13 protein-coding genes are annotated in these 22,872 nt (G+C 34.6%); 7 read left to right on the forward strand and 6 right to left on the reverse strand.

Annotated elements, in window-relative coordinates; genetic code table 11:
* Positions 1-5: 5 nt before the first annotated feature.
* Together AC1RRN_RS09305 and msrA are read right to left on the reverse strand one after the other, a co-directional pair.
* Positions 6-539 (reverse strand): GNAT family N-acetyltransferase, encoded by a 534-nt coding sequence (locus AC1RRN_RS09305; RefSeq protein WP_492967032.1) that lies wholly within the window; start codon positions 537-539, stop codon positions 6-8.
* 134 nt (positions 540-673) lie between these two features.
* Positions 674-1,165 carry a peptide-methionine (S)-S-oxide reductase MsrA gene (msrA, locus tag AC1RRN_RS09310; RefSeq protein WP_492967033.1) on the reverse strand — a complete coding sequence of 164 codons (492 nt, stop codon included), beginning with the start codon at positions 1,163-1,165 and terminating at the stop codon, positions 674-676.
* Positions 1,166-1,780: 615 nt separating this feature from the next.
* On the opposite strand from msrA, the gene AC1RRN_RS09315 reads away from it, so the two are divergent.
* From AC1RRN_RS09315 to AC1RRN_RS09330, 4 genes are all read left to right on the forward strand, one after another.
* Positions 1,781-4,177, forward strand: coding sequence for an arylsulfatase (locus AC1RRN_RS09315; protein ID WP_492967034.1), 2,397 nt, complete (start codon positions 1,781-1,783; stop codon positions 4,175-4,177).
* An 8-nt stretch (positions 4,178-4,185) separates the two neighbouring features.
* The gene (locus tag AC1RRN_RS09320) at positions 4,186-4,446 is read left to right on the forward strand and encodes a hypothetical protein (protein WP_492967035.1); all 261 of its coding nucleotides are present in this window, start codon (positions 4,186-4,188) and stop codon (positions 4,444-4,446) included.
* 86 nt (positions 4,447-4,532) lie between these two features.
* Positions 4,533-6,020, forward strand: a complete 1,488-nt coding sequence (locus AC1RRN_RS09325; RefSeq protein ID WP_492967036.1) for a DUF1254 domain-containing protein — start codon at positions 4,533-4,535, stop codon at positions 6,018-6,020.
* Positions 6,021-6,552: 532 nt separating this feature from the next.
* Positions 6,553-7,206, forward strand: a complete 654-nt coding sequence (locus AC1RRN_RS09330) for a GNAT family N-acetyltransferase (RefSeq protein WP_492967037.1) — start codon at positions 6,553-6,555, stop codon at positions 7,204-7,206.
* Positions 7,207-7,290: 84 nt separating this feature from the next.
* Here AC1RRN_RS09330 and AC1RRN_RS09335 read toward each other — a convergent pair whose 3' ends face one another.
* Entirely contained in the window at positions 7,291-8,592 is a 1,302-nt protein-coding gene (locus AC1RRN_RS09335; RefSeq protein WP_492967038.1) for a beta/gamma crystallin family protein, read from the reverse strand.
* 479 nt (positions 8,593-9,071) lie between these two features.
* Here AC1RRN_RS09335 and ppk1 point away from each other — a divergent pair, with 479 nt between their 5' ends.
* The 3 genes from ppk1 (at position 9,072) to AC1RRN_RS09350 (ending at position 18,917) form a co-directional block, all read left to right on the forward strand.
* On the forward strand, positions 9,072-11,090 hold the full coding sequence (gene ppk1 / locus AC1RRN_RS09340; protein ID WP_492967039.1) for a polyphosphate kinase 1: 2,019 nt from the start codon (positions 9,072-9,074) through the stop codon (positions 11,088-11,090).
* 484 nt (positions 11,091-11,574) lie between these two features.
* Entirely contained in the window at positions 11,575-15,279 is a 3,705-nt protein-coding gene (locus AC1RRN_RS09345; RefSeq protein ID WP_492967040.1) for a family 10 glycosylhydrolase, read from the forward strand.
* 131 nt (positions 15,280-15,410) lie between these two features.
* Positions 15,411-18,917 (forward strand): golvesin C-terminal-like domain-containing protein, encoded by a 3,507-nt coding sequence (locus AC1RRN_RS09350; protein WP_492967041.1) that lies wholly within the window; start codon positions 15,411-15,413, stop codon positions 18,915-18,917.
* A gap of 188 nt (positions 18,918-19,105) precedes the next feature.
* On the opposite strand, the gene AC1RRN_RS09355 is transcribed toward AC1RRN_RS09350, so the two are convergent.
* Genes AC1RRN_RS09355 through AC1RRN_RS09365 form a run of 3 tightly spaced genes read right to left on the reverse strand, consistent with a single transcriptional unit; the run spans position 19,106 to position 22,570 of the window.
* Positions 19,106-20,353 carry a sensor histidine kinase gene (locus AC1RRN_RS09355; protein WP_492967042.1) on the reverse strand — a complete coding sequence of 416 codons (1,248 nt, stop codon included), beginning with the start codon at positions 20,351-20,353 and terminating at the stop codon, positions 19,106-19,108.
* A gap of 37 nt (positions 20,354-20,390) precedes the next feature.
* Positions 20,391-20,831: a response regulator gene (locus AC1RRN_RS09360; protein WP_492967043.1), complete on the reverse strand. Its 441-nt coding sequence runs from the start codon at positions 20,829-20,831 to the stop codon at positions 20,391-20,393.
* Between the two features lie 11 nt (positions 20,832-20,842).
* Positions 20,843-22,570 (reverse strand): PAS domain-containing sensor histidine kinase, encoded by a 1,728-nt coding sequence (locus tag AC1RRN_RS09365; protein WP_492967044.1) that lies wholly within the window; start codon positions 22,568-22,570, stop codon positions 20,843-20,845.
* Between the last annotated feature and the right edge of the window lie 302 nt (positions 22,571-22,872).

The following is a 22,872-nucleotide window of genomic DNA, read 5'->3' on the forward strand; positions in this document are numbered from 1 at the left end:
CCAGCTCATTTAATTGGAATTACAACATCAATTTTTTTAACCATAGTGAGTATGAATCGGTATTCAGGTTGCATTGTCTGATAATCTAAATAACTTTTTTCGGTTGTTGTAAAACCATGTTTCTCATAAAAGTATTTGGCAAGACTGCTTTCCATTACTTTTAGCCAAAGTACACTGCATTGTTTTTTTTCAGAAAATGAAAAGATAAATTCCATGACTTTTTTTCCAATTCCTTTGCCTACATATTGCTTAAGAAAGTATAATTTGTCTATTTCTATACACTGCTTATCAGGATAAAGAGCTAAGACATCATTTTTTAGTTTAAAATAACCTATTATTTTGTCGTTGTCATAAACTAAAAAGTAAAAAATATCATGGTTTGAAAGTTCCTCATTGAAGTTTTCTTTTTTATAATATTCTTCAAGATACCAGGCTCCTTTATCTGACCATAAATATTGATAAGTGCCGTTATAGGTTTGAATTGCAATTTTAAATAATAAATCAAGCTGGTCTTTTTGGCATTCTTTAATAGTAATCAATTGTGGTATTTTTATGGGATTATTAAGGAAATAATACGTTTAAAACAATTAGTTTCGGCTCGTTGCAGCATTCAGCACGATTGCTGCAGGAGCAAAGGTTTTAACAGTATAATTTCTCTAAAGGGAATTTTAATTTACAGAAATGTGCCAAATCTTTCAAAATGGCAAGTGTAGCCATTAGGATTCTTTACAAGATAATCCTGATGATATTCTTCGGCAGGCCAAAACTTTGTATAGGTCTCGAGTGTAGTAACCACTTTACCAGGCCATTTTTTTGAATCCTCAACAATCTTAATTACTTCTTTGGCAGCTTCTTCTTCCTGTTTGTCCTGAATAAACAGGGCAGAACGATAACTTGATCCCATATCATTGCCTTGTTGATCTACAGTTGTAGGGTCGTGAACTCTAAAAAAGTAATCCAAAAGTTCACTGTATGATGTTTCATTTGGATCGTATATAATTTCCAGGCCTTCTGCATGCCCAGGATGGTTATGATAAGTTGGGTTCTCATTTTGTCCACCAATGTAACCTACCTGAGTATCTTTTACTCCGGGACGTACACGGAATAGGTCTTCCATTCCCCAGAAGCAGCCTCCCGCTATGTATGCCTTTTTTAAATTTTCCATAATTTTTTATGTATTAATGAATTGTTTTTTTAATGATTGTAATTGTTTTTCCTTATAAATAAAACTAAAGATAAATCAGTAAACCCAAATTTAGCCAAAAAAAAGCAGTAAATGCAATCATTATAATAGTCAATAGTAAAAAACATTAGCAACAAATCCTGTACTAGATTAGTCATCTAATAATGGTTTTGTGATGAATGAACTATTGAATGGAAATAATCGAATGGGTGAATTGCTTCTTAACCCTTAATATCTTTTGGTGTATAAATTCGTGGACAAAAGTATTTTGATAATGCACGTTGTACAATCTGTAATTAGGTTAAGCAGGCGAAGTAGGTGTCGAAGCGGACATTCTAAAAGCTGAAATGTTTTAGCGCATATCGCAATCCGAAAATGAGTCTTTTTATAATAAACTATAACCCATTATTAGCAACAATATCTCGATTAGATATTTTCAACTCTTTATAAATGAAATGGTTTCATATTATAATCTGCAACATAATTTTCCCTTTAATTAAATACTGGAAATACACAAATAAGTAATTTCGAGGATATTTAAAAGTTGTCAATATCAGCTATTAATAGTTTTTTGTATAACCCCAAAAAATTACAATCATGAAAATCTTTAAAATTCTCATTTTATTTTGTAGTGTAGTAATAATGGCGCAGAATCCTCCTAAAAAACAAGAAGAAAAGAAATTTACTGGAGATATTAAATTAGATATACGCGACTCAAAAGCGGACTGGCCTGCGTTTCTTGAACCAAAAGCCCCTAAAGATGCTCCAAATGTTCTTATAATTTTATATGATGATACCGGTTTTGCAGCCTGGTCACCTTATGGAGGCCGAATCAATATGCCTGTAATGGATGAACTGGCGAAAAATGGATTGACTTATACGCAATGGCATACAACATCTGTTTGTTCCCCAACACGTTCTACGTTACTCACAGGACGTAATCATCATCAGAATGGATTTGGTTCCATTTCAGAATCTGCTGTAGGTTTTCCGGGGTACAGTGGACATATTCCAAAAGAAAATGCTACACTTGCGACCGTACTTCGTCAGGCCGGATGGTCAACATTCTGGATAGGCAAAAACCATAATGTTCCAGTTGATGCCCTGGACATGGCTTCCTCAAAAGAGCGCTGGCCGCTTGGACTTGGTTTTGATAGATTTTATGGTTTTATAGGAGGAGAAACCAATCAGTGGTACCCAAGTCTTATAGAAGACAACCATTTTATAGATCAGCCAAAACAGCCAGAAGAAGGTTATCATTTAAGTAAAGATCTAGCCGATAAAGCAATTGCCTATATTCAGGATTCAAAACAATCAAAGCCGGACAAGCCTTGGTTTATGTGGTATAATCCAGGAGCTAACCATGCACCACATCATGCACCGGCCGATTATATTGCAAAATATAAAGGCAAATTTGACGATGGCTACGAAGCTTACAGAGACTGGGTGCTTAAGCGTATGATTGACAAAGGCATACTTCCAAAAGGAACTAAACTTACCCCTTTAAATCCTATGCCTAAAGGAAAGTTTTCTGAAGGAGATATTGTAAGACCCTGGAATAGTCTTACTGCCGATGAAAAGAAATTATTCAGCCACATGGCAGAAGTTTATGCGGCTTATTCTGAATTTACCGACGCTGAGGTTGGACGTGTCATTAAATACCTGAAAGATTCTGGACAGTTTGATAATACTCTTATTATGTACTGTGCTGATAATGGCGCCTCGGCAGAAGGATCGCCAAACGGATCAGTAAATGAAAATAATTTTTTTAATGCCTATCCGGATGACATGAAGGTTAATTTAAGCATGATGGATAAATTAGGATCAGAGGATACTTATAATCATTATCCAACAGGTTGGGCAGCTGCTTTTTCGACACCTTTTAAAATGTTTAAAAGATATTCTGGTTACAGTGGTGGTACAGCTGATCCTCTTGTTATCTGCTGGCCAAAAGGAATTAAAGCCAAAGGAGAACTTAGAAGCCAATATTACCATTGTACCGATATTGTACCGACAATATTAGAAGCCTGTGGTGTAACCATGCCAGATGTAGTAGAAGGTGTGAAGCAGACACCTCTTGCAGGTGTTTCTATGCTAAGCAGTTTTGATAATGCAAAAGCGCCTACAGCTAAAAAAGTACAATACTATGAAATGGTTGGTACCAGAGGTATTTGGAAAGACGGCTGGAAAGCAACAGCAGTTCACGGTGCATTACCTGTAAATATTGGAAATTTCGATAAGGATCAATGGGAACTTTACAATGTAGATGCTGACCGATCAGAATCGACAGATCTTGCAGCAAAATATCCAGATAAAGTAAAAGAGCTACAACAGGTTTGGATGGACGAAGCAATAAAATACCATGTACTGCCACTAAATGATGTTTCCGTAAATGAATTTCATGCTATGGAATATCACAAAGAAGTTCCGGCAGACGGTCGTTTTATTTACTATCCAGGCACAACAGAAATTCCTGAAGCTTCTGCAGCTCCAACTCTTGGGCGTTCATTTAAAATCCTGACAGAAGTAAATTTTACAAAAGATACAAAGGGAGTAATAGTATCTCAGGGATCACGTTTTGGAGGTTATTCTTTATTTGTAAAAGATGGAAAACTTAACTACGAATATAATTTCCTTGGACTATCGCCTCAACAGGTTTTAAGCACTTCTGCACCTTCAACAGGAAAACATATTGTTGGAGTAGAATTTATAAAAGAAAAAATGAGCGATAAAAATGAAACTTTAGGAAAAATGAAGCTTTATTTGGATGATAAAGTAGTAGACGAAAAACCTTTTCGCACACAAGCAGGACATTATGCTCTTTCCGGAGAAGGTTTATGTGTGGGGCGTGACAGCGGCGATCCGGTCAGCAAACAATATAAAGCTAAATTCGATTTTACAGGTGGTAAAATTGAAAAAGTAGTGTATGATGTAAGTAATGATGCTTATCAGAACGTAGAGAATGAATTCAAAGTAAAAATGTCGAAAGAGTAAATTAATGAATGGTATCAAAACTTAAACTTATGACACTGCCTGATGAATTATATAATGTAAAATTTGCCGAAAATTTTGACGCCGTACGCGCCCTTTATTTAGTAGATGAAGAATTTAAAAACATTTGCGATGAGTATTGTAACAGTATTATAAAAGCAGAAAAAATTAAAAAAAAGTATGAAAAGAATTTTCAGCATCAGCTAGAATGTGAAAATTTATCGAAAGAATTAGAAGAAGAAATTCTCTTTTATATTGTTAGAAACATCTAAGCTTATATTGATTAAATAAAAAAAATCCTGAGATACAAAGAAGGAGGGAATTAATTAAAAGCGAAACGCAATTAAAATTTCATACCATGAAAAAAGAACTTATTTCACTATTTGCAATAGCTCTGTTAGTAGGGTGTAATCAAAATAAAAACACAAATATTGATGAATCAAATGAAGGTAAAAGTAGCACTACTTTAAAACACTTGCCAGATTCATTACCACCAGGTCCAGATACAAACATTAAGATAACTGAAGATTACGCAAGACTCGTTGCACGCGATGCTTATTTCTGGGCATGGCCAATGGTAAACATGTACAATCGACGTATGGCTTTCAAAGATGTGAAAGAGATGGCATTGTCCGGACCCCTGATTATGGCGCCACTCAATCGATTTGCTATGCTCACTGATTATGTAATACCCACAGAACGTGCCGTGGCCTGTCCTAACCAAGATGTAGTTTATGGTATTGGATGTCTTGCTTTAGACAAGTCCCCAGTAGTTATACAAGTCCCAGATTTTGGTGAACGTTTCTGGGTATACCAAATTGTTGATTTGCGGACAGAAGGTTTTGCAGAACTGGGTAAAATGTATAAAAATAAACCGGGATTTTATTTATTGGCAGGACCAAATTGGAAAGGAGAGGTGCCAGAAGGAATAACAAAAGTTTTCCGAGCGTCGACCAATACAGGATTAGTAGGACCCCGTATCTTCATGGATGATACAGACGAAGATCGTAAAATCATTCAGAAAATATTAAAATTAGTAGTTATGTATCCTTTATCGGATTATGATGGTAAGATGAAGACTATTGACTGGGCTAATATTAAAAAAATTCCAGGAGGCGAAGGAGGAAAGGCTGAAGCTGTATGGGTGCATCCTGAAACCTTTTTTGATGAACTTCCAATAGTACTAGCGGATGCCAAACCACTCATAGGAGAGGAAGCAAAATACAAGCAAATACTTGCTGTAATTGAAGCGGCTAAAAAAGATCCGAAACTTAAACAGGCAATGATAAATGCAGCTATTGAAACCGACGAACAAGTAATAAAACCTTTATTTGAATTCCGTAATTGGGGTATACAACTCCCGTATCATTGGTCCTCTGTTGCAAATGGAGCATCGTGGGGAACCGATTATTTTACGCGTACAGCTGTGGCCAAATCAAATATCCTGGTAAATGCTCCAAATGAGACACGTTATTTTTATCAGGATTTAGATTCAGCAGGCGTCCGGCTGAATAGCTCTAATAAATATAAAATTACTTTTGATAAAGGACAGCTGCCTCCTGTAAACGGATTCTGGTCTCTCACGCTATACAATGAACATCATTTTTTTGAAATTAATAAATTGAACAGATATTCATTGGGAACAAAGAATAAAACTATGAAATACAACAGCGATGGATCTCTAACTATATATGTTCAATCTATTCCGCTTGAGGGTGAATGGCAGAATAATTGGCTGCCTGCTGTGGAAAAAGGAGTATTTTCACTTTATTTACGTACGTATTGGCCAAAAGAAGAGGTGGTAAACGGAAAATGGACACCACCTGCAGTTATAAAATCAAACTAGTTAGGCAGAAAGTATATCACTATAAAAAATTAGAACCTCTAAATTCATTTGATTTTAGAGGTTTTTTTGTGGAGTCTCTTATCGTTTTAACACAATTCGAATTTCCATTCCGGTGATCACGAATATACTATTATACTATCATTTTGAATAGCTAATCTTATCATTTTGATAGTATTTAAAAATAAATAAAGAATGATTGTTTTGTAATTAATTGATAGTTAGAGTTTTGTTTTTAGATGAAATGCTTTGGCATGTCGTTTGTCTTTAACAGGCAAATGAACTCATCACACAAATCCAAAAAATTATCAATAAAAAAATATGAAAGCAAATAAAACAAGAAAAATAGAGATTACGAAACTATATGCATCAAATAAATCGATGCAGAGAAAAGACAGGATCATCAACTTAATGGTATTTATGATTGTTTTCTTTATTGCAATTTTGATAATTTCTCAAATAATCTAAGTCCTGTTTATAAACTATTTACTCCATATTTCCAATTCACAATTAATGCAATTTATCTTAAACAATTATGAAAATTATAAACCCTTTAATAAATTCTACAATACACTTAACTAAGAAAAATTCTTTCTTTTCAGACTCATTTCACAATATAAAAAAAACAACCGTTGAACAGGCTGAAGAACCAATTGATTTTACTATTGAAAAAACCAGAGCCACTCATGCTTTTTGGATCAGACAGATTTGTGAGGTCACATTATCTTCTGCTATTGAACGGGGAACAGGAATCTCAGGACGTTCTCCAGAATTTTTGGAAACAAAAATGAAAAAAGGAGAAGCTGTCATTGCTTTTGCATCAGATGGAAGATGGGCGGGTTTCGCTTTTATTTCTGCCTGGGAAAATAATAACTATGTTTCTAATTCAGGGCTTATTGTAGCGCCTGAATTCAGACATACCGGACTTGCAAAAAAAATCAAAAAGAAGATTTTTGAACTGAGCCGGGAAATGTACCCTGATGCTCGTATTTTTAGCTTAACCTCAGGGCTTGCTGTTATGAAAATGAACCATGAACTCGGTTTTGAACCGGTTACTTTCTCGGAGTTAACTTCAGATGAAGCGTTTTGGGAGAACTGTAAATCATGTGTAAACTGTCCGATATTGATGAGCAAGGAAAGAAAAAACTGTTTATGCACAGCAATGCTTTATGAACCGAAAAACCAATAAGAATGGCGGTTAAAAGGGTATTAAAACATAAAAAAAGCCCATTCAGTAAGAATGGGCTTTTGCAAATTCAAAATAAAAGTCAGTTTATATAGCGCTAATTTTTATAGAACTGGCTTTATCATTAAAACTTCCTAAACAACTATTGTTTCCTGTTATTACAACAGTTTCTCCTCCAAAATTATCATTCTGATACATTGTAATTTTGTATCCATTTTCTAAACGAACAGAAGACAAATCATCATTTACGATACCATATGATTTTAGTTGAGCTAATGTATAATCTCCCGTAGGCAAGGCAATTGCATAACCCGTATAATTACAATTTTGATAAACTGTTACAATACCCCCCGCTGTGCTATTGTATTTATTATTAGTATAAGTGCGTGATAAATTGCCTACGCCGTCAAAATAATTATCAGCTAATTTGGCAGGATCCGTTGCAAATTCGCCACCTTGTACAATAGCATCATTTCCATCATTCCACGCCCATGGAGCATTGGCTCCGCCAGTTTTAAAATCATTTCCTGTAAATCCTCCGCCTGGACTAGAAAACAATTGAGTGTTAAATCTTTGGTCCCATAATCCTCCGTTTTCAAAAATATCGACAAGTTTATACTCTACATAGTTGTCGTAATTATCAGATGGTATTTGTGCAGTTCCAGTTGCCGAAGGATAGTAGATAATTCCATCTCCATCTATATCGTGCTGCGGCCAGGCTTTAAGACTATGTCCCTTAGCATCTTGTGCTGTAATAGGATGTAATTCTCCATTATAATCTCTCATTTGTAATGTTCCATCAACACTCTCTAATCCGCTTACATACGAACTGCCTGATGGTACATACGAAAAGAAATCGGAATGACTTACGGTAACAGCTCCTTTTAAAGAACCATAAGTAGTACCATTTTTTTCAACAATCATTAATACTCCTTCTAAATCATTTTCGTGTTGGTCTAATTGGTATAAAAGCGGATTATCTGTCCAATCTCTTGGAGAAAAGAAAGCATAAGTAATAAACCAGTGTGTGTTTGATTCGACTACTGAATAGTAACAATGTGCAGCTAAAGAATTAGCATAAGCAGGAAGATTGTTCCAGTTGTTTTCGCCATTCCAGTCGTTGTCATAATTAATAGCAGTAAGGTAATCTGATTTTCCTCCTTCAGCATAAGTTCCTGTCGCATCTACATCTTTATAATGAATAGGTGCCCATCTTCTTGCCAAATCAGAAACTGCTGCTACGCTGATTTTTTTGGTATTTTGTTGTTTTGTTACCACAGCTGTAGTTTCTACTTCATCTAATGTCGTATCCTGACAAGAGAATGTAATCGCCGATAACATCATAATTAAGACCTTACTTAACATCTTTTTTCGATTCTGTTTTTTCATAATTCTAGTTTAATTGTTTATAACATATTTAAATTCATTGATTTTGATAAATTATTTGATAGCAATAACTAACTGAGAGAAAAAATAATCAGCAGCGACGGAAACGTTGTTTTTGAAATTTTATCGATAGGTGTGTTTTGAATTATAATTCTTACTACTTGTAAGTACCTTAAAAGAGAAATCGTACTATCTTGGTGGTATTATAATACCGTTAACAAAAAGTTAATAGGATTAGGATTATTGTTGTTTGTGAAGTCAGTAAAAACGTTGATGTATATTTTGCAGATATAAGAGTTATAATACTACATATAGACAGTTATCATCATGATATTATGCGAATTAAGATATGTTACCGGTAAATTAAATTATGGTTAACTGGCTGTTTGTATTTATATTTTAAGATAATTAATGCTGAAATTTACAAGTGTATCAATAAAACATAAACCAATTTATTTTCATATAATAGCAGCTTATTACACGTGCAGAACCACCTTATATCTTCAGAAATCTCCTGGCTTTCTTTCAATAATTGTATTTTGGATGAAGCTGATGACTCAAATAATTCACTATACGAACGAATTAAATTTTTAGCTATTCATTCTTCTAATCTGGATGAATTTTTCAGGGTTAAAATCAGAAAATTGCTGATCAAAAAATCAAAAAAAAATACAGATTTATTAGATCAGGTTCTCGCCGAAGTAAATCTTCAGCAAAATAGATTCGGAACGGTTTGGAAGAGTTCAATACTGCCTGAATTAGCGGCTAATAATATTGTATATTACGAAAATCAAGAGCTTTTAAAAGAGCATCTGCATGAAATCGAATATTATTTTAAAAGTATTATTCTCTCTTATATTCAGGTAATTTATATTTCAATAAATCAGCCTAAAACGTATTTCTTAAATAATCGAAGTTTATATTTCCTGGTAAAGTTAAAAGATACAGCAGGCAATTATAATTATGCTTATCTGAATATTCCTTCGGATAAACTGGATCGATATAAACAATTGCAAAGTCAAGGAGATACACATTATATTATTTCGATTGATACTATAATAAAGAATTGTTTATCTCTTATATTTCCTGCCGGGAAAGTGGTTTCCTGTAATGCTATCAAATTAAATCGGGATGAAAATTATTTGATAGAAGACGAAAACTCAGGAGATTTGATAGCGAAAATTGAAGCAAAAATTGAAGAACGTAAACGTGGTTCATCGACAAGATTTCTGTATGATTCTAATATGGATGCTGAAACAATTTCGGTATGTAAAAAAATTTTCCGCCTTAAAAAAGATGAAATGATAAAAGGAGGGAGCCATCATAATCTTTATGATTTATTCAAGTTTCCAAATCCTGTTAAGCCAAATCTTCAGGGAATAAATTATCCGGGTCTCAAACATTTACCTTTTGAAAGCAAGAAGTCAGTTTTTGAAATTATTGACAAACAAAATCAATTGTTGCACTTTCCGTATCAATCGTATTATTATGTACTTCAATTTTTTAATCATGCTGCAATTAACAGAAACGTTCTTGAGATAAAAATTACTTTATACCGAATTTCATCGCAATCATTAATCGCAAATGCTTTGATAAGTGCTGCTAAGAATGGTAAAAAAGTAACTGTTTTTGTAGAAGTCAAGGCACGTTTTGATGAATACAATAATTTATTCTGGTCCAGAGAAATGAAAAATGCCGGAATAAAAATCATTCAAAGCATGCCGAATTTAAAAGTTCATGCTAAAGTGGCAATGGTGACAATGAAAGACAAATACGGAAATAAAAAACATTATAATTATTTGTCGACGGGAAATTTTAATGAAAGTACAGCCAATATTTATTCTGATTTTGGATTTTTTACTTCTGAAAAAAAATATACAGATGATCTAAAAAAGGTCTTTACATTTTTAAAAACCAAGAAAAAAGCAGAAGCACCTAAACATATTCTGGCGGCAGGCTTTAATATGAAAGAGAAGTTATTAGAATTAATAGATACTGAAATCGAAAATAAAAAAGCAGGAAAAGAAGCTGCTGTGTTTTTGAAAGTAAATGGAGTTGATGAGAAAGATATTATTGATAAACTTATTGAAGCAAGCAGGGCAGGCGTTCAAATAACATTGATTGTACGTGGAATTTGCACTTTATTGCCGGGAATTAAAAATGTAAGCGAGAATATAAAAATCTATAGAATTGTAGATATGTTTTTAGAACATTCCAGAATTTACAAATTTGCGAATGATGGCCAGGAAAAAATCTATTTATCATCTGCCGATATGTTAAGCCGAAATTTAAATAGAAGAATAGAAGTTGCTTTTCCGTTGTATGATGAAAAACACATTGCAGAAATTAATGCAATTATTCAGTTACAACTAGAAGACAATACAAAAAGAAGAATCATAAATAGTGAAGGAAATAATGAATTGAATATTTTAAGTACAGATGAACCCATACGTGCGCAAACCGAAATCTATGATTGGCTTGCTGAGAATAATATGGAATAATGTTTATTAGAAATATAAAATTTTACAAAAAGCCTGACCTAAAAGTCAGGCTTTTTTAGATTCAGCTATAATAACTTTGGCAACAGTCTTGGTTGTAGAATATATAGCACGGAATGACAGATCAATACTTTTATCATTTGGTTAAGAGATACAGTATAAATTCTTTTTAAATGAATATTCGTTAAATTATGTATATAAGTGCTTGGCTCTTACAAAATTGATTGGCTTTTTTTATTCAGAAATCATAATTTTTGTATTATTTTTCTTTAAAAATTAAAAAAGTTTTAAACTTTTAGATTATTTTTATTAACAATTGTTGAACATATTTGAAAAAACACTCCTTGTGTTTACTAGGTTTTATGCGTTATTTTAACTTAAAAATGCGTTATTTTGCATTTTTTAAGTTAAAATGATGTTTTAAAATTGATATTTGTGCATGTTTTTGTGATATATTTACCTTTATTAAACTTAAACAAGCAAACCTATGAAGCAAAAATTACTTAATTTATTCTTTTTAATAGCTGTTAATGGCCTTATGTTAGGCCAGGGAACCAATATCCCACTTAGTTGTTCTAATAGTGGCGCTGAGATAAGTGCAAGCCCTAAAGCAGATTTGAGAGGTACTTATTTAACATCCGTTTATAATTTAGATTGGCCGAGTAACAGAACTGCAACTCCTGCAGTTCAACAAGCCGAATTGATTACAATTCTGGATAAATTGGTTCTTACAGGAATCAATACTGTTTATTTTCAGGTTCGGCCAGAATGTGACGCGCTTTATAATTCATCAATAGAACCTTGGTCATATTGGTTAACAGGAACTCAAGGTGTGGCACCAAATCCTTTGTGGGATCCTTTGAGTTTTGCTATTACAGAATGTAGAAAACGAGGATTGGATTTGCATGCGTGGTTAAATCCTTATCGTGCAAGTGTTGGCGGCTATACTTTGGCCAATAATCACGTTTCTAAACTAAATCCTTCCTGGGTTTTTACAGCTTCTAACAATGCTAATCTTAAAATTTTGAATCCGGGTTTGCCTGCTGTAAAAAATTATATTATAAGTATTGTACAAGATATTGCTTCGCGATATGATATTGACGGAATTGTTTTTGACGATTATTTTTACCCGGATCAGGGGATGGCAAACAATCAGGATGCCGCTACTTACGCCAATAATAATCCGACAGGAATAAGCAATATTGATGATTGGCGCCGTGATAACGTGAATAAAATGATTGCAGGTGTTTATGATGCTTTGCAGGTTATCAATACTACTAATAATAAAAACATTGTTTTTGGTGTTGCTCCGTTTGGTATCTGGAAAAGTGGTGTTCCGTCTGGAATTGTTGGAAATCCTTCCTATAGTGCATTATATTGTGATCCAATAAATTGGTTGCAAAATGGTAAAGTAGATTTTATTTCTCCTCAATTATATTGGAAAATTGGCGGTTCTCAGGATTACATCAAACTTTCGCAATGGTGGAATGATCAGGTAGCAACTTATGGCAGACATTTATATATTAGCCAGGGTTATGATCGTTTACCGAGTACCTCATCTCAGAATTGGCCCGCTTCGGAAATTCAAAATCAGATCGATCAAAATAGAATTCCAGGAATGACCAATACTTTTGGCCAGACTTCTTATTCGACTCAATATATTATGAGTAACGAAAAAGGAATCGCAACAACTTTACAAAATAATCAATACAGATATAAATCTTTTCCACCATCGATGCCATGGAAAGATAATGTATGTCCGTTGGAACCAACTAATATTCGATTTGAAGGAAATATTTTGAAATGGGATGCTCCAATTGCCGCTACTGATGGCGATTTGGCTATAAAATATGTGGTGTATGCATTTGCTACGCAGGCAGATATTCCAAATTTTAAACAAGACGGTACCAAAGTTTTGGATATTGTAAATGCAACTCAAATTACGTTGACTACAGCTCAATTAACTGCGCCAAATAATTATTTCCTGGTAACAGCTTTAGATAAAAACAATAACGAAAGTGCTAATATAACGGGTTGTACCTATAGCAGTTTGCCTGCTGCTCCAGTAGCTTTAAATCCGACAGAAGGACAATTGTATGTGAGTTCTCCGGTAAATTTCTCCTGGAATTCTACAGTTACAAATGGAGATTATCGTATTCAGGTTTCAAAATCTGCAACCGGATGGACAGAAACAAACGGTTTTACAAGCGCTACAACGCCAAATAGTACGGTTGTGGTAAATGATGTTGTGAATACAACTATGAGTTATGTTTGGAATCAGGCTAATGCTGCAGTTTATGAAGCTCCGATAGGAGGAACGACATATTACTACACAATTAGAAGTTATAGTGCTGCAACGGGAACTTCAAAATATTCTGCTCCTGTAAGTTTTACTCCAAAAAGTGCCAATTGTACGGTACCAGGAGCAACTGTAATTACCATTGACAATATTGATGCAACACTCGTAGGATCCTGGACAGCAACAGCTGCAACTACGGGTTATGTCGGATCGAATTATATTCATGATGGCGATACAGCAAAAGGTACAAAAACAGCAACTTTTACTCCAACAATTGCTCAAAGAGGCAGATATGAAGTTTTTATCAATCACACCGCTGGTAGCAATCGTGCGAATAATGTTCCTGTGGATATCATCCACGAAAGTGGAACAATAACTGTTCCTGTAAATCAGCAAATTAATAACGGAACCTGGATTTCGTTAGGAACGTATAATTTAAGTGCGGGTACTAATAATAAAGTTGTAATTCGTACAACAGGTACTTCGGGCGTTGTTATTGCTGATGCGGTACGATTCTATTTTATAGATTGTTTGCCAGATGCTACGCCACCAGTAGCAGATTTTACACCAGCTTCTGCAACTGTATGTGCCGGACAAACGGTTACTTATACCAATGCTTCTGCCAATGCGACTTCTTATAGCTGGTCATTTTCAGGAGGAACCCCAAGTACGAGCACTGCTGCAAATCCGGTTGTAACTTATAATACTGCAGGAACTTATAATGTTGCTCTTACAGCGACAAATGGAGCTGGTTCAAATACTAAAACATTAACGAATGTAATTACTGTAAATCCTTCAGGAGCAGTAACAGCTGGTTTTACCGCTCCTTATTCAGAAGTGGCAACTGGTGAAAATATGACTTTAACCAATACTTCTACTGGCGCTACAACTTATGCATGGACTTTTCCTAATGGTTCTCTGGCAACAAGTACAGCTGCAAGTCCGACAGTAAATTTTACAACAACAGGCACTAAAACTATTACTTTGGTAGCTTCAAATGCTTGCGGAAGTAATACTTATACGATGACAATCTGTGTTGGAACGAACACCAAAACTACACTGGAAACTTTTGAAAGTTCAGCAGGAAGATTCACCAGTATTCCGACAGCATCTGGTTCGACTACAGGAATTGCCACAACATCAACACTGGCGAGAGCTACAGACAGTTTTAAAAACGGAACAGCGAGTTTAAAAGCAGTTTTGAATGATAATACAACGGTGACTACAAATTGGTTAGTACGTTTACTTTCCGGTGGAGGAACACCAGCCAATAATCAGGCTTTTGTTGGAAATCAGGGATCTTTCGGATTTTGGTTGAAAACAAGTACTGCAAACGCTGGAGCAACTGTTACGGCCTGGATTGATGATGCTGACGGTTTAGAAGAATTACCTCCATTAGCGATCATCAACAACGGAAGCTGGAATTACTACGAATGGTTTTTACCAACTGCAGTAGGAACTACTATTACGACAGGAAACGGAATTGTTAGCGGAGCCTCAGTAACGTTGGATGCTATCGTAATCAAACAAAACAATACTGCAACTACAATGACGGTTTGGATTGATGATATTCAGCATAACTATATTTCGGCTTGTTCCGGAACTAGAAAAATGTCACACACAGAAGAGATTGCAGAGATTGAAGACATTAAAGTTTCTGATGAATTAATCGTGTATCCAAATCCAACCAACGGAATATTGAATTTGAAATTGGATAGCAATATAAAATCTGATGTTCGATTGTTTAATCTCTTAGGACAACAATTGCTAAGTACCACTTTTGAAGGTACGGAACAACAACTTGATCTGAACAATTTTGGACAAGGAGTTTACCTTCTTCAGGTTGCTACAGATGGAAAAATCACTACTAAAAAAATCATTTTAAATAAGTAATTTTTGTTTGTAGGCTAAAAGGCCGCCAACTAAGGTGGCGGCTCTTTTATGCTTAAAAATTTACTTTTTTATGTAATTTCTTACTATTAATCATAACCAATTTAAACCATTTATTAACAAAAACAAAAAGCATGAAGAAAAACAAACCTATTAATTTCCGAAACCAAATTGCTGCAATTATGGTTTTGTTAAGTGTTGCAACCGGTTTGGCGCAGACAACGCCAGGCTCCAAAAAGGCAAGTGATGCCGAGTTGTATTCTTTAGCAGACAAGTATGTAAAATCTTCAATTAAAAAAGAAGTTAAAGCTGATGGCGAAGTATTTCTACAAAGAGATATGGATGATTATTTGGCTTTAACAAACAAAAAAAATGTTTCGACTCAAAAGCCAAATGCTGCACAAAAGCACGATGAATTAGATTGTGATCACAATGGGGAACTTTTGAAAGAATACTTAAACAGACCTCATCCGTCTGTAGGAACAATGGCTAAATATTTTGCTGATGCAGGCAAAGAATTTGGTGTTCCTGTAGAAATTTTGATGGCAGTAGGGCAAGTACAAAGTAACTGGGCACAAGTGTCTTCTTCTTTCTACGGGTCTTGGGGTGTAATGGGATTGATTGAAAGCGATTATAACAACCAAATTGCCGTCGCTGCAAAATTAATCAAATCTACTCCGGAAGCTATTAAAACGGATGCAAAAACAAATATTAGAGCAGCAGCAGCTTTACTAAAAAGCTACCAAACTAATGAAAACCCAAAAGGTTTGGAAGATTGGTTTGATGCTACTCGTGAGTTGACTGGTTTGAAAAACGAAGCTATGAAAACTTCATTGGCAGAACGTTTCTTTAAGGTAATTAAAGAGGGTTCTAAAACGGTTACACTTTGGAAAGAAATCATTGATATTAAAGGAAATGCCGTAACAATTCCATCAACTAAAACTTCAAAAAGCTCTACAGCAAAAGGAAGTGGGACTGAAGCAGTTGCTGCTGTTGATTATCCTGGAGCTTTATCAAGACTTACGACTTGTAACTATGGTTCAGGACGTAGCGGTTATGGTGTCGATTATTATTTTGTACACTATATGGCAACAGGAACTTACGAAGGAGCAATTTCCTGGTTTAGCGATTGTAGTAGAACGACTCCGTCTTCTGCGCATTATTGTATTCGTAACTCTGATGGACAAATTTCTCAGGTTGTTCGTGAAGCTGATCGCGCTTATGCACAAGGTGTAACGGGTGAACCACAATGGAATGGGGCAGGAGTTAGTACAGAACATGAGGTTTTGTCTACTAACCTGGCCATGTGGGACAGTCAGCCAATGTTGAATGCAGCGGCAGATTTAGCAATTAATGTTTGTGACCGTTATGGAATTTCTAAAACTAGGAGAGTTAGTAACGGAAATCGTGCTATCTACGGACATAATGACGTAAAATTATCAACAGATTGCCCTAATCTTACTACTGCTCGTTGGAATGTTTTATTAGGGAAAATTGCTGCTGGAGGAGTAACAAATGCTCCAACTCCTACAGCTCCTACAGCTGGTCAGATATATATAAGTACTCCGGTAAATTTTACTTGGGATTCTACAATTGCTACAGCAGATTACCGTATTCAGGTTTCTAAATCCAATACCGGATGGACAGATACAGATGGTTTTACAGCTTCAACTTCACCAAATAGTACAGTAGTGGTAAATGATGTTGTAAATACTGTAAAAACATATTCCTGGAATACGACTAGCGCAGCGGTTTCAGAATCTCCAGTGGGAGGAACTGTTTATTACTATACAATTAGAAGTTATAGTGCCGCAACAGGAACTTCAAAATATTCAACTCCGGTAAGTTTTACTCCAAAAAGTGCAGGTTGTACTTTGCCGGGTTCAACTTCTATTACTGTTGATAATTTAGCTGCGACTTTTGTAGGCGCATGGACTTCTACCGCAGCAACTACTGGTTATATTGGTACAGATTATGTGCATGATGGCGATACTGCTAAGGGTACAAAAACAGCAACTTTTACACCATCAATTGCTCAAAGAGGTAAATATGAGGTGTTTATCAACTTCACAGCAGGTACAAACCGTCCGACAAATGTTCCTGTAGATATCATTCATGAAAATGGAACAACCACAGTTACCGTAAATCAACAAATCAATAATGCAACCTGGGTTTCATTAGGAAGATATGATTTGAGCGCAGGTTCAATTCATAAAGTGGTGATTCGTACAACAGGTACAACAGGAGTTGTTATTGCAGACGCTATTAAATTTGATTTTATCGATTGTTTGCCAGATGTTGTAGCTCCAGTAGCTAATTTTACACCAGCAACTGCTACAGTATGTGCAGGACAAACGGTAACTTATACTAGTAGTTCTACAAATGCATCTTCTTACAGTTGGTCATTTCCAGGAGGAACACCAAGTACAAGTACTGTTGCAAGTCCTGTAATTACTTACAACACAGCAGGAACTTACGATGCAAGTTTAACAGCAACAAATGGTACTGGTTCTGATACTAAAACAATAACAGGATTGGTAACAGTAAACCCTGCAGCGACTGTTGTAGCAGGTTTCACAGCTCCTTTGACAGAATTGGCTATTGGAGAGAGCATGACATTAACAAATACTTCTACGGGAGCAACTACTTATGCCTGGACTTTCCCTAACGGATCTCCTGCAACGAGTACAGCTGCAAACCCATCAGTAAGTTTTACAACTGCAGGTTCAAAAATGATTACTTTGGTAGCCTCAAATGCTTGCGGAAGCAATACCTATACAATGACAGTTTGCGTGGGATCAAATACAACTACTACATTAGAAACTTTTGAAGCTTCTGCCGGAAGATTTACGCAAAGTCCAACTACTTCGGGTTCTACGGTTGGTATCGCAACTACTTCTACGTTAGCCAGAGCTACAGACGGTTTCAAAAACGGTACTGCAAGTTTAAAAGCAGTTTTGAATGACAATACTTCGGTAACTACAAACTGGTTAGTACGTTTACTTTCTGGTGGAGGAACTCCTGCAAGTAATCAGGCATTTGTTGGTAATCAGGGATCTTTTGGTTTCTGGCTGAAAACAAGTACAGCAAACGCTGGAGCGGTTGTAACTGCCTGGATTGATGATGCTGACGGATTGGAAGAATTGCCTCCGATTGCAATTATCAATAACGGAACCTGGAATTACTACGAATGGTTTTTACCAAATGCAGTAGGAACAACGATCACAACTGGAAACGGAATCGTTGGCGGGGCATCTGTAACTTTGGATGCAATTGTTATCAAACAAAACAATACAGCTACTACAATGACGGTTTGGATTGATGATATTCAGCACAATTATATTTCTGGATGTTCCGGAACTAGAAAAATGTTGGATGTTGCCGATGTTGAAGACATAAGAGTTGCTGACGGATTGGTAGTGTATCCAAATCCAACAAACGGAATTTTGAATTTGAGTTTAGAAAATAACACAAAATCTGACGTTCGTTTGTACAATACTTTAGGACAACAATTGTTGAACACCACTTTTGAAGGAAATGAACAACAACTTGATTTGAATAGTTTTGGACAAGGAATTTATCTCCTTCAGGTCATAACCGATGGTAAAATGACAACCAAAAAAATCATTCTAAATAAGTAATTTTTCTAGCTACCCAAACTCGTTTTAAATGATGTTTGGGTAGTTTTTTTTACAACGTAAGATAACCCAGTTACGTATATTATTCATTTCTACTTTCAAACGGAATAATTTATATATTAATTTAACTGGAAAAAAGGAAAGGTTATATATAACTCATTATCGTAGTGTATTGCTGTTTTCGTCTCATACTAATTTAAAGCTTGAATATTTTCCTTAATTATTGGAATATAGATATTAAATGTTACTCCCTTGTTTAAATTGCCATCAGCAATTATAATTCCGTTGTGGTTGTCTACAATCTTTTTTACAATTGCAAGACCAATTCCGGTTCCGGAATATTCTTGCATATGATGAAGTCTTTGAAAGATAATAAAAACAATTTCATTGTATTGTTCTTCAAAACCAATTCCATTATCTTTAAATGTAAGATTCCAATAATCACAAACTTGTGGACTATCGGGCAGGTTAAGCAACCTGAATTCATTATATTTAAGAATAGTGGATTGTATGGTAATATGAAGTTCAATATCAGGGATAGAGAACTTTAATGAGTTATTGATTAAATTGAATAAAAGCTGATTAAATTGGAATGGCCTTATAAAAACAGGTACTAATCCATTTATTTCAATGATAGCTTTTTTTTGATCAATTGTATCTGAAAGTTCTGATTTTACATCCTTAATGATATCACTCAAATCACACATTTCATAAGGATGATCGACAACACTAACCCTTGAAAAATCTAGTAAATCTTCAATAAGTTGTCTCATTCTTGTTGCAGAAACATGTATGCGTTTCAAATTGTTTTTTCCGGCTTCGCTTAAAGTTTCCATCTCTTTTTCCATAATAATGGAAATGAAAGTCTGAATTTTTCGAAGAGGCTCCTGCAAATCATGACTTGAGATAAAATTAAAAGCCAGAAGTTCTTTATTTACGTTAATTAATTCAATTGCTCTTTTTTCATTTTCAGCATTTTTAAGCTTTAATTCCTGATTTGCAATGAGTAGTGCTTTTGTCTGTATTTTAAGTTTTTCAATAAGGTCTTCTTTCTGAACTAATTCTTCTGCTTCCTTGAGCGCCCTATTTACTTTTTGGATCAGGGATGAGAAATTGTTTTTGGAAACATAATCTGTTACACCTTCTTTTATCAGCATTACAGCATTTTCCTCTCCAATTGTACCTGAGATAATTATAAAAGGTATATTAAGATCTTTGTTTTTTATTATTTTAAAAGCCGAAACAGCATCAAATGAAGGAAGTGAATAATCTGATAATATAATATCTGGCAAAAATGTGTCAAGAGACTCTTCAAAAGATTTTCTTGATTCAACAATTTTTGATACAAATGACAGTCCTGATTTTCTCAAGTGGCGGACCAGTAAATCTGCATCCGCAGTATTGTCTTCTAATATTAATGCTTTAATATCTTTTTTCATTTGAAAGGAATCATTTTTAGATGTATTACTTAAATACTTAATTCGCAGGCTGGCTCAATATCATCCAGTACATTCCAAGTTCTTTTATTGCATTAAAAAAATTATTACTGTCTACAGGTTTTACAATGTAACTGTTAGCACCAAGATTATAGCATTTAGCAATATCTGGATCTTCTTGTGAAGAGGTCAGAATGACAACTGGGATAGATTTAAGCGCATCATCACTTTTAACCTTTTCAAGCACCTGCATTCCGGACATTTTTGGCATTTTTAAATCTAAGAGAAGAAGTTTTGGATGTGATTTAGGATTTCGCTCAGAATAAATTCCCTTGCAGTATAAAAAATCAAGTGCTTCTGCACCATCCTTTACATGTAAGAGTTTGTTGGTAAAGCCGCTTTTATTAAGCGCACGTACAGTTAGCATGGCATCTTCCATACTATCTTCTGCAAATAAAATTTCAATATCGTCGTAATCCATTTTTTTTATTTTTAATGTTTAATATTTGGCAGGCTAAAGAAAAAATTAGCACCTGCATCTAGTTTTGATTCTGCCCACACTGTTCCCGAATGTCTGTTGACTATTTTTTGTACTATAGCCAGTCCAATACCTGTTCCTACAAATTCGTCTTGTGAATGCAGACGTTGGAAAACGCCAAACAATTTATCGTAGTAAGCCATGTCGAATCCTGCTCCCCAGTCTTTTACACTGTAAATAATTTTATCCTTTTCCGGGGCTGAAGTAATTTTAATTCTGATTTCTGATTTATATTTTGAATATTTAATAGCATTAGAGATTAAATTGATCCAAACTTGTTTAATTAGCGAAGGATCTCCATGTGAGTGAGCAAGTTCTTCAATTTCAAATATGGGTCTGTTTTCGCCTTTTTCAATTGTGATATCGTTTATAACTCCATTTACTAGTGCCGTCATATTTATATTGGTAGAAGAAACTTCTTTACGTCCTAATTTGCTGAAAGCGAGTAAGTCATCTATTAATATTCCCATTTTAGTAGAATTGTTAATTATGGCTTGTATCATTTTTTTTCCATCATCATCTATTGAATCAGCATGATCCTCTATCAGGATTTGTGTATAACCATTAATGGCCCGAATTGGAGCACGCAAATCATGAGAAACGGAGTAGGAAAATGATCCCAGTTCTTCCTGAGCTTTTTTTAGTTCATCATTGGCAAGGGTTAGCTCACTGCTTCGTTTTTCCTGATAGGCAAGTTCTCTATTTTTAATAATCAATTCTGCTGCCCGTTTTAGCTTTTCCACTTTTCTTTTTTCTTTCAAAATCTTTTCAGAAGCAAGTTTTTTATTGGCAATTATAAGTTCAGCAGCACGTTTTTCTTTTTCTTTACTTTGAATAGCCAGTTCTTTATTGGCGATAATCAATTCAGAAGCACGTTTTTCTTTTTGTTCATTCTGAAATTTCAACTCTTTATTGGCGATAATTAATTCTGCTGCACGATTTTCCTTTTCTTTATTTTGAAAAGCAAGTTCTTTATTGGCGATAATTAATTCAGCTGCACGCTTTTCTTTTTGTTCATTCTGAAATTTCAACTCTTTATTGGCGATAATTAATTCAGCTGCACGCTTTTCCTTTTCCTTATTTTGAAAAGCAAGTTCTTTATTGGCGATAATTAACTCAGATGCTCTTTTTTCTTTTTCCTGGGCCTGGACTGCCAGCTGCAAAAACTGTGTTTTGGCAAGTGTAATATCTGTCGCTATTTTTAGAATCTTATAAGGTTTGCCAAGTGTATCAAAAATGGGATTATAACTACCTAAAAACCATATTAATTTACCATTTTTAGCAACCGCTATGAATTCATCTTTTTGATAAATCCCGTTTTTTAAACTATTCCAGAAAAATTGATATGCATTTGATTTTGAATAGGCTGAATCTACTAAAAGACTATGATGTTTTCCAATCAAATCTTTTGCAGCATACCCCATAATTTTGAGGAAATTTTTATTGGCATTTAAAATATTGCCTTCCAGATCAAATTCTATGGATGCATTTGTGGTGTTAATAGCATCGATTTGATTTCTTAACTGTTGTTCTTTTATATGAAGCTCTTCTTTGAGTTTTTTAATTTCTGTTTCAGCAATACCAAATGCTGCAATGCTTCGATTGTTTTCTTTTTTAAGAGAAACGATTTCTTCGTGGGAAAGGATAATTTCCTTATCGCCATTTTTTTCTTTTATGCTCATATTAAAGCGAAGTTGTATTTGAAAAAAATAATGGCGGTAATTTGCCGGAAAAGCACCTATATTTTAATAATTATTTAAAAAGGAAGCCTCAATTGATCATTAAGGGTAATTTGATATTGAACGAATATAGGTTAATTAAATGGTTAATATTTGATTATTTTGTAATAACTCAATATAACGCATTTATGCAAAATAATGATGTTATCATTTACTTACATATCATACTTACTTTTATTATACCAAACTCAAAAGATAGATAAATTTCTGTTTTTTTAATCTTCATTTAAGCGATAGAATAATCA

This window comes from Flavobacterium sp. GW821-FHT11G01 (assembly GCF_058808175.1).

Excerpts from the sequence above, each read along its gene's own strand:
- msrA (WP_492967033.1), bottom strand. The coding sequence starts at position 1,165 with ATGGAAAATTTAAAAAAGGCATACATAGCGGGAGGCTGCTTCTGGGGA.
- AC1RRN_RS09315 (WP_492967034.1), top strand. The coding sequence starts at position 1,781 with ATGAAAATCTTTAAAATTCTCATTTTATTTTGTAGTGTAGTAATAATG.
- AC1RRN_RS09320 (WP_492967035.1), top strand. The coding sequence starts at position 4,186 with ATGGTATCAAAACTTAAACTTATGACACTGCCTGATGAATTATATAAT.
- AC1RRN_RS09325 (WP_492967036.1), top strand. The coding sequence starts at position 4,533 with ATGAAAAAAGAACTTATTTCACTATTTGCAATAGCTCTGTTAGTAGGG.
- AC1RRN_RS09330 (WP_492967037.1), top strand. The coding sequence starts at position 6,553 with ATGAAAATTATAAACCCTTTAATAAATTCTACAATACACTTAACTAAG.
- AC1RRN_RS09335 (WP_492967038.1), bottom strand. The coding sequence starts at position 8,592 with ATGAAAAAACAGAATCGAAAAAAGATGTTAAGTAAGGTCTTAATTATG.
- AC1RRN_RS09345 (WP_492967040.1), top strand. The coding sequence starts at position 11,575 with ATGAAGCAAAAATTACTTAATTTATTCTTTTTAATAGCTGTTAATGGC.
- AC1RRN_RS09350 (WP_492967041.1), top strand. The coding sequence starts at position 15,411 with ATGAAGAAAAACAAACCTATTAATTTCCGAAACCAAATTGCTGCAATT.
- AC1RRN_RS09355 (WP_492967042.1), bottom strand. The coding sequence starts at position 20,353 with ATGAAAAAAGATATTAAAGCATTAATATTAGAAGACAATACTGCGGAT.
- AC1RRN_RS09360 (WP_492967043.1), bottom strand. The coding sequence starts at position 20,831 with ATGGATTACGACGATATTGAAATTTTATTTGCAGAAGATAGTATGGAA.
- AC1RRN_RS09365 (WP_492967044.1), bottom strand. The coding sequence starts at position 22,570 with ATGAGCATAAAAGAAAAAAATGGCGATAAGGAAATTATCCTTTCCCAC.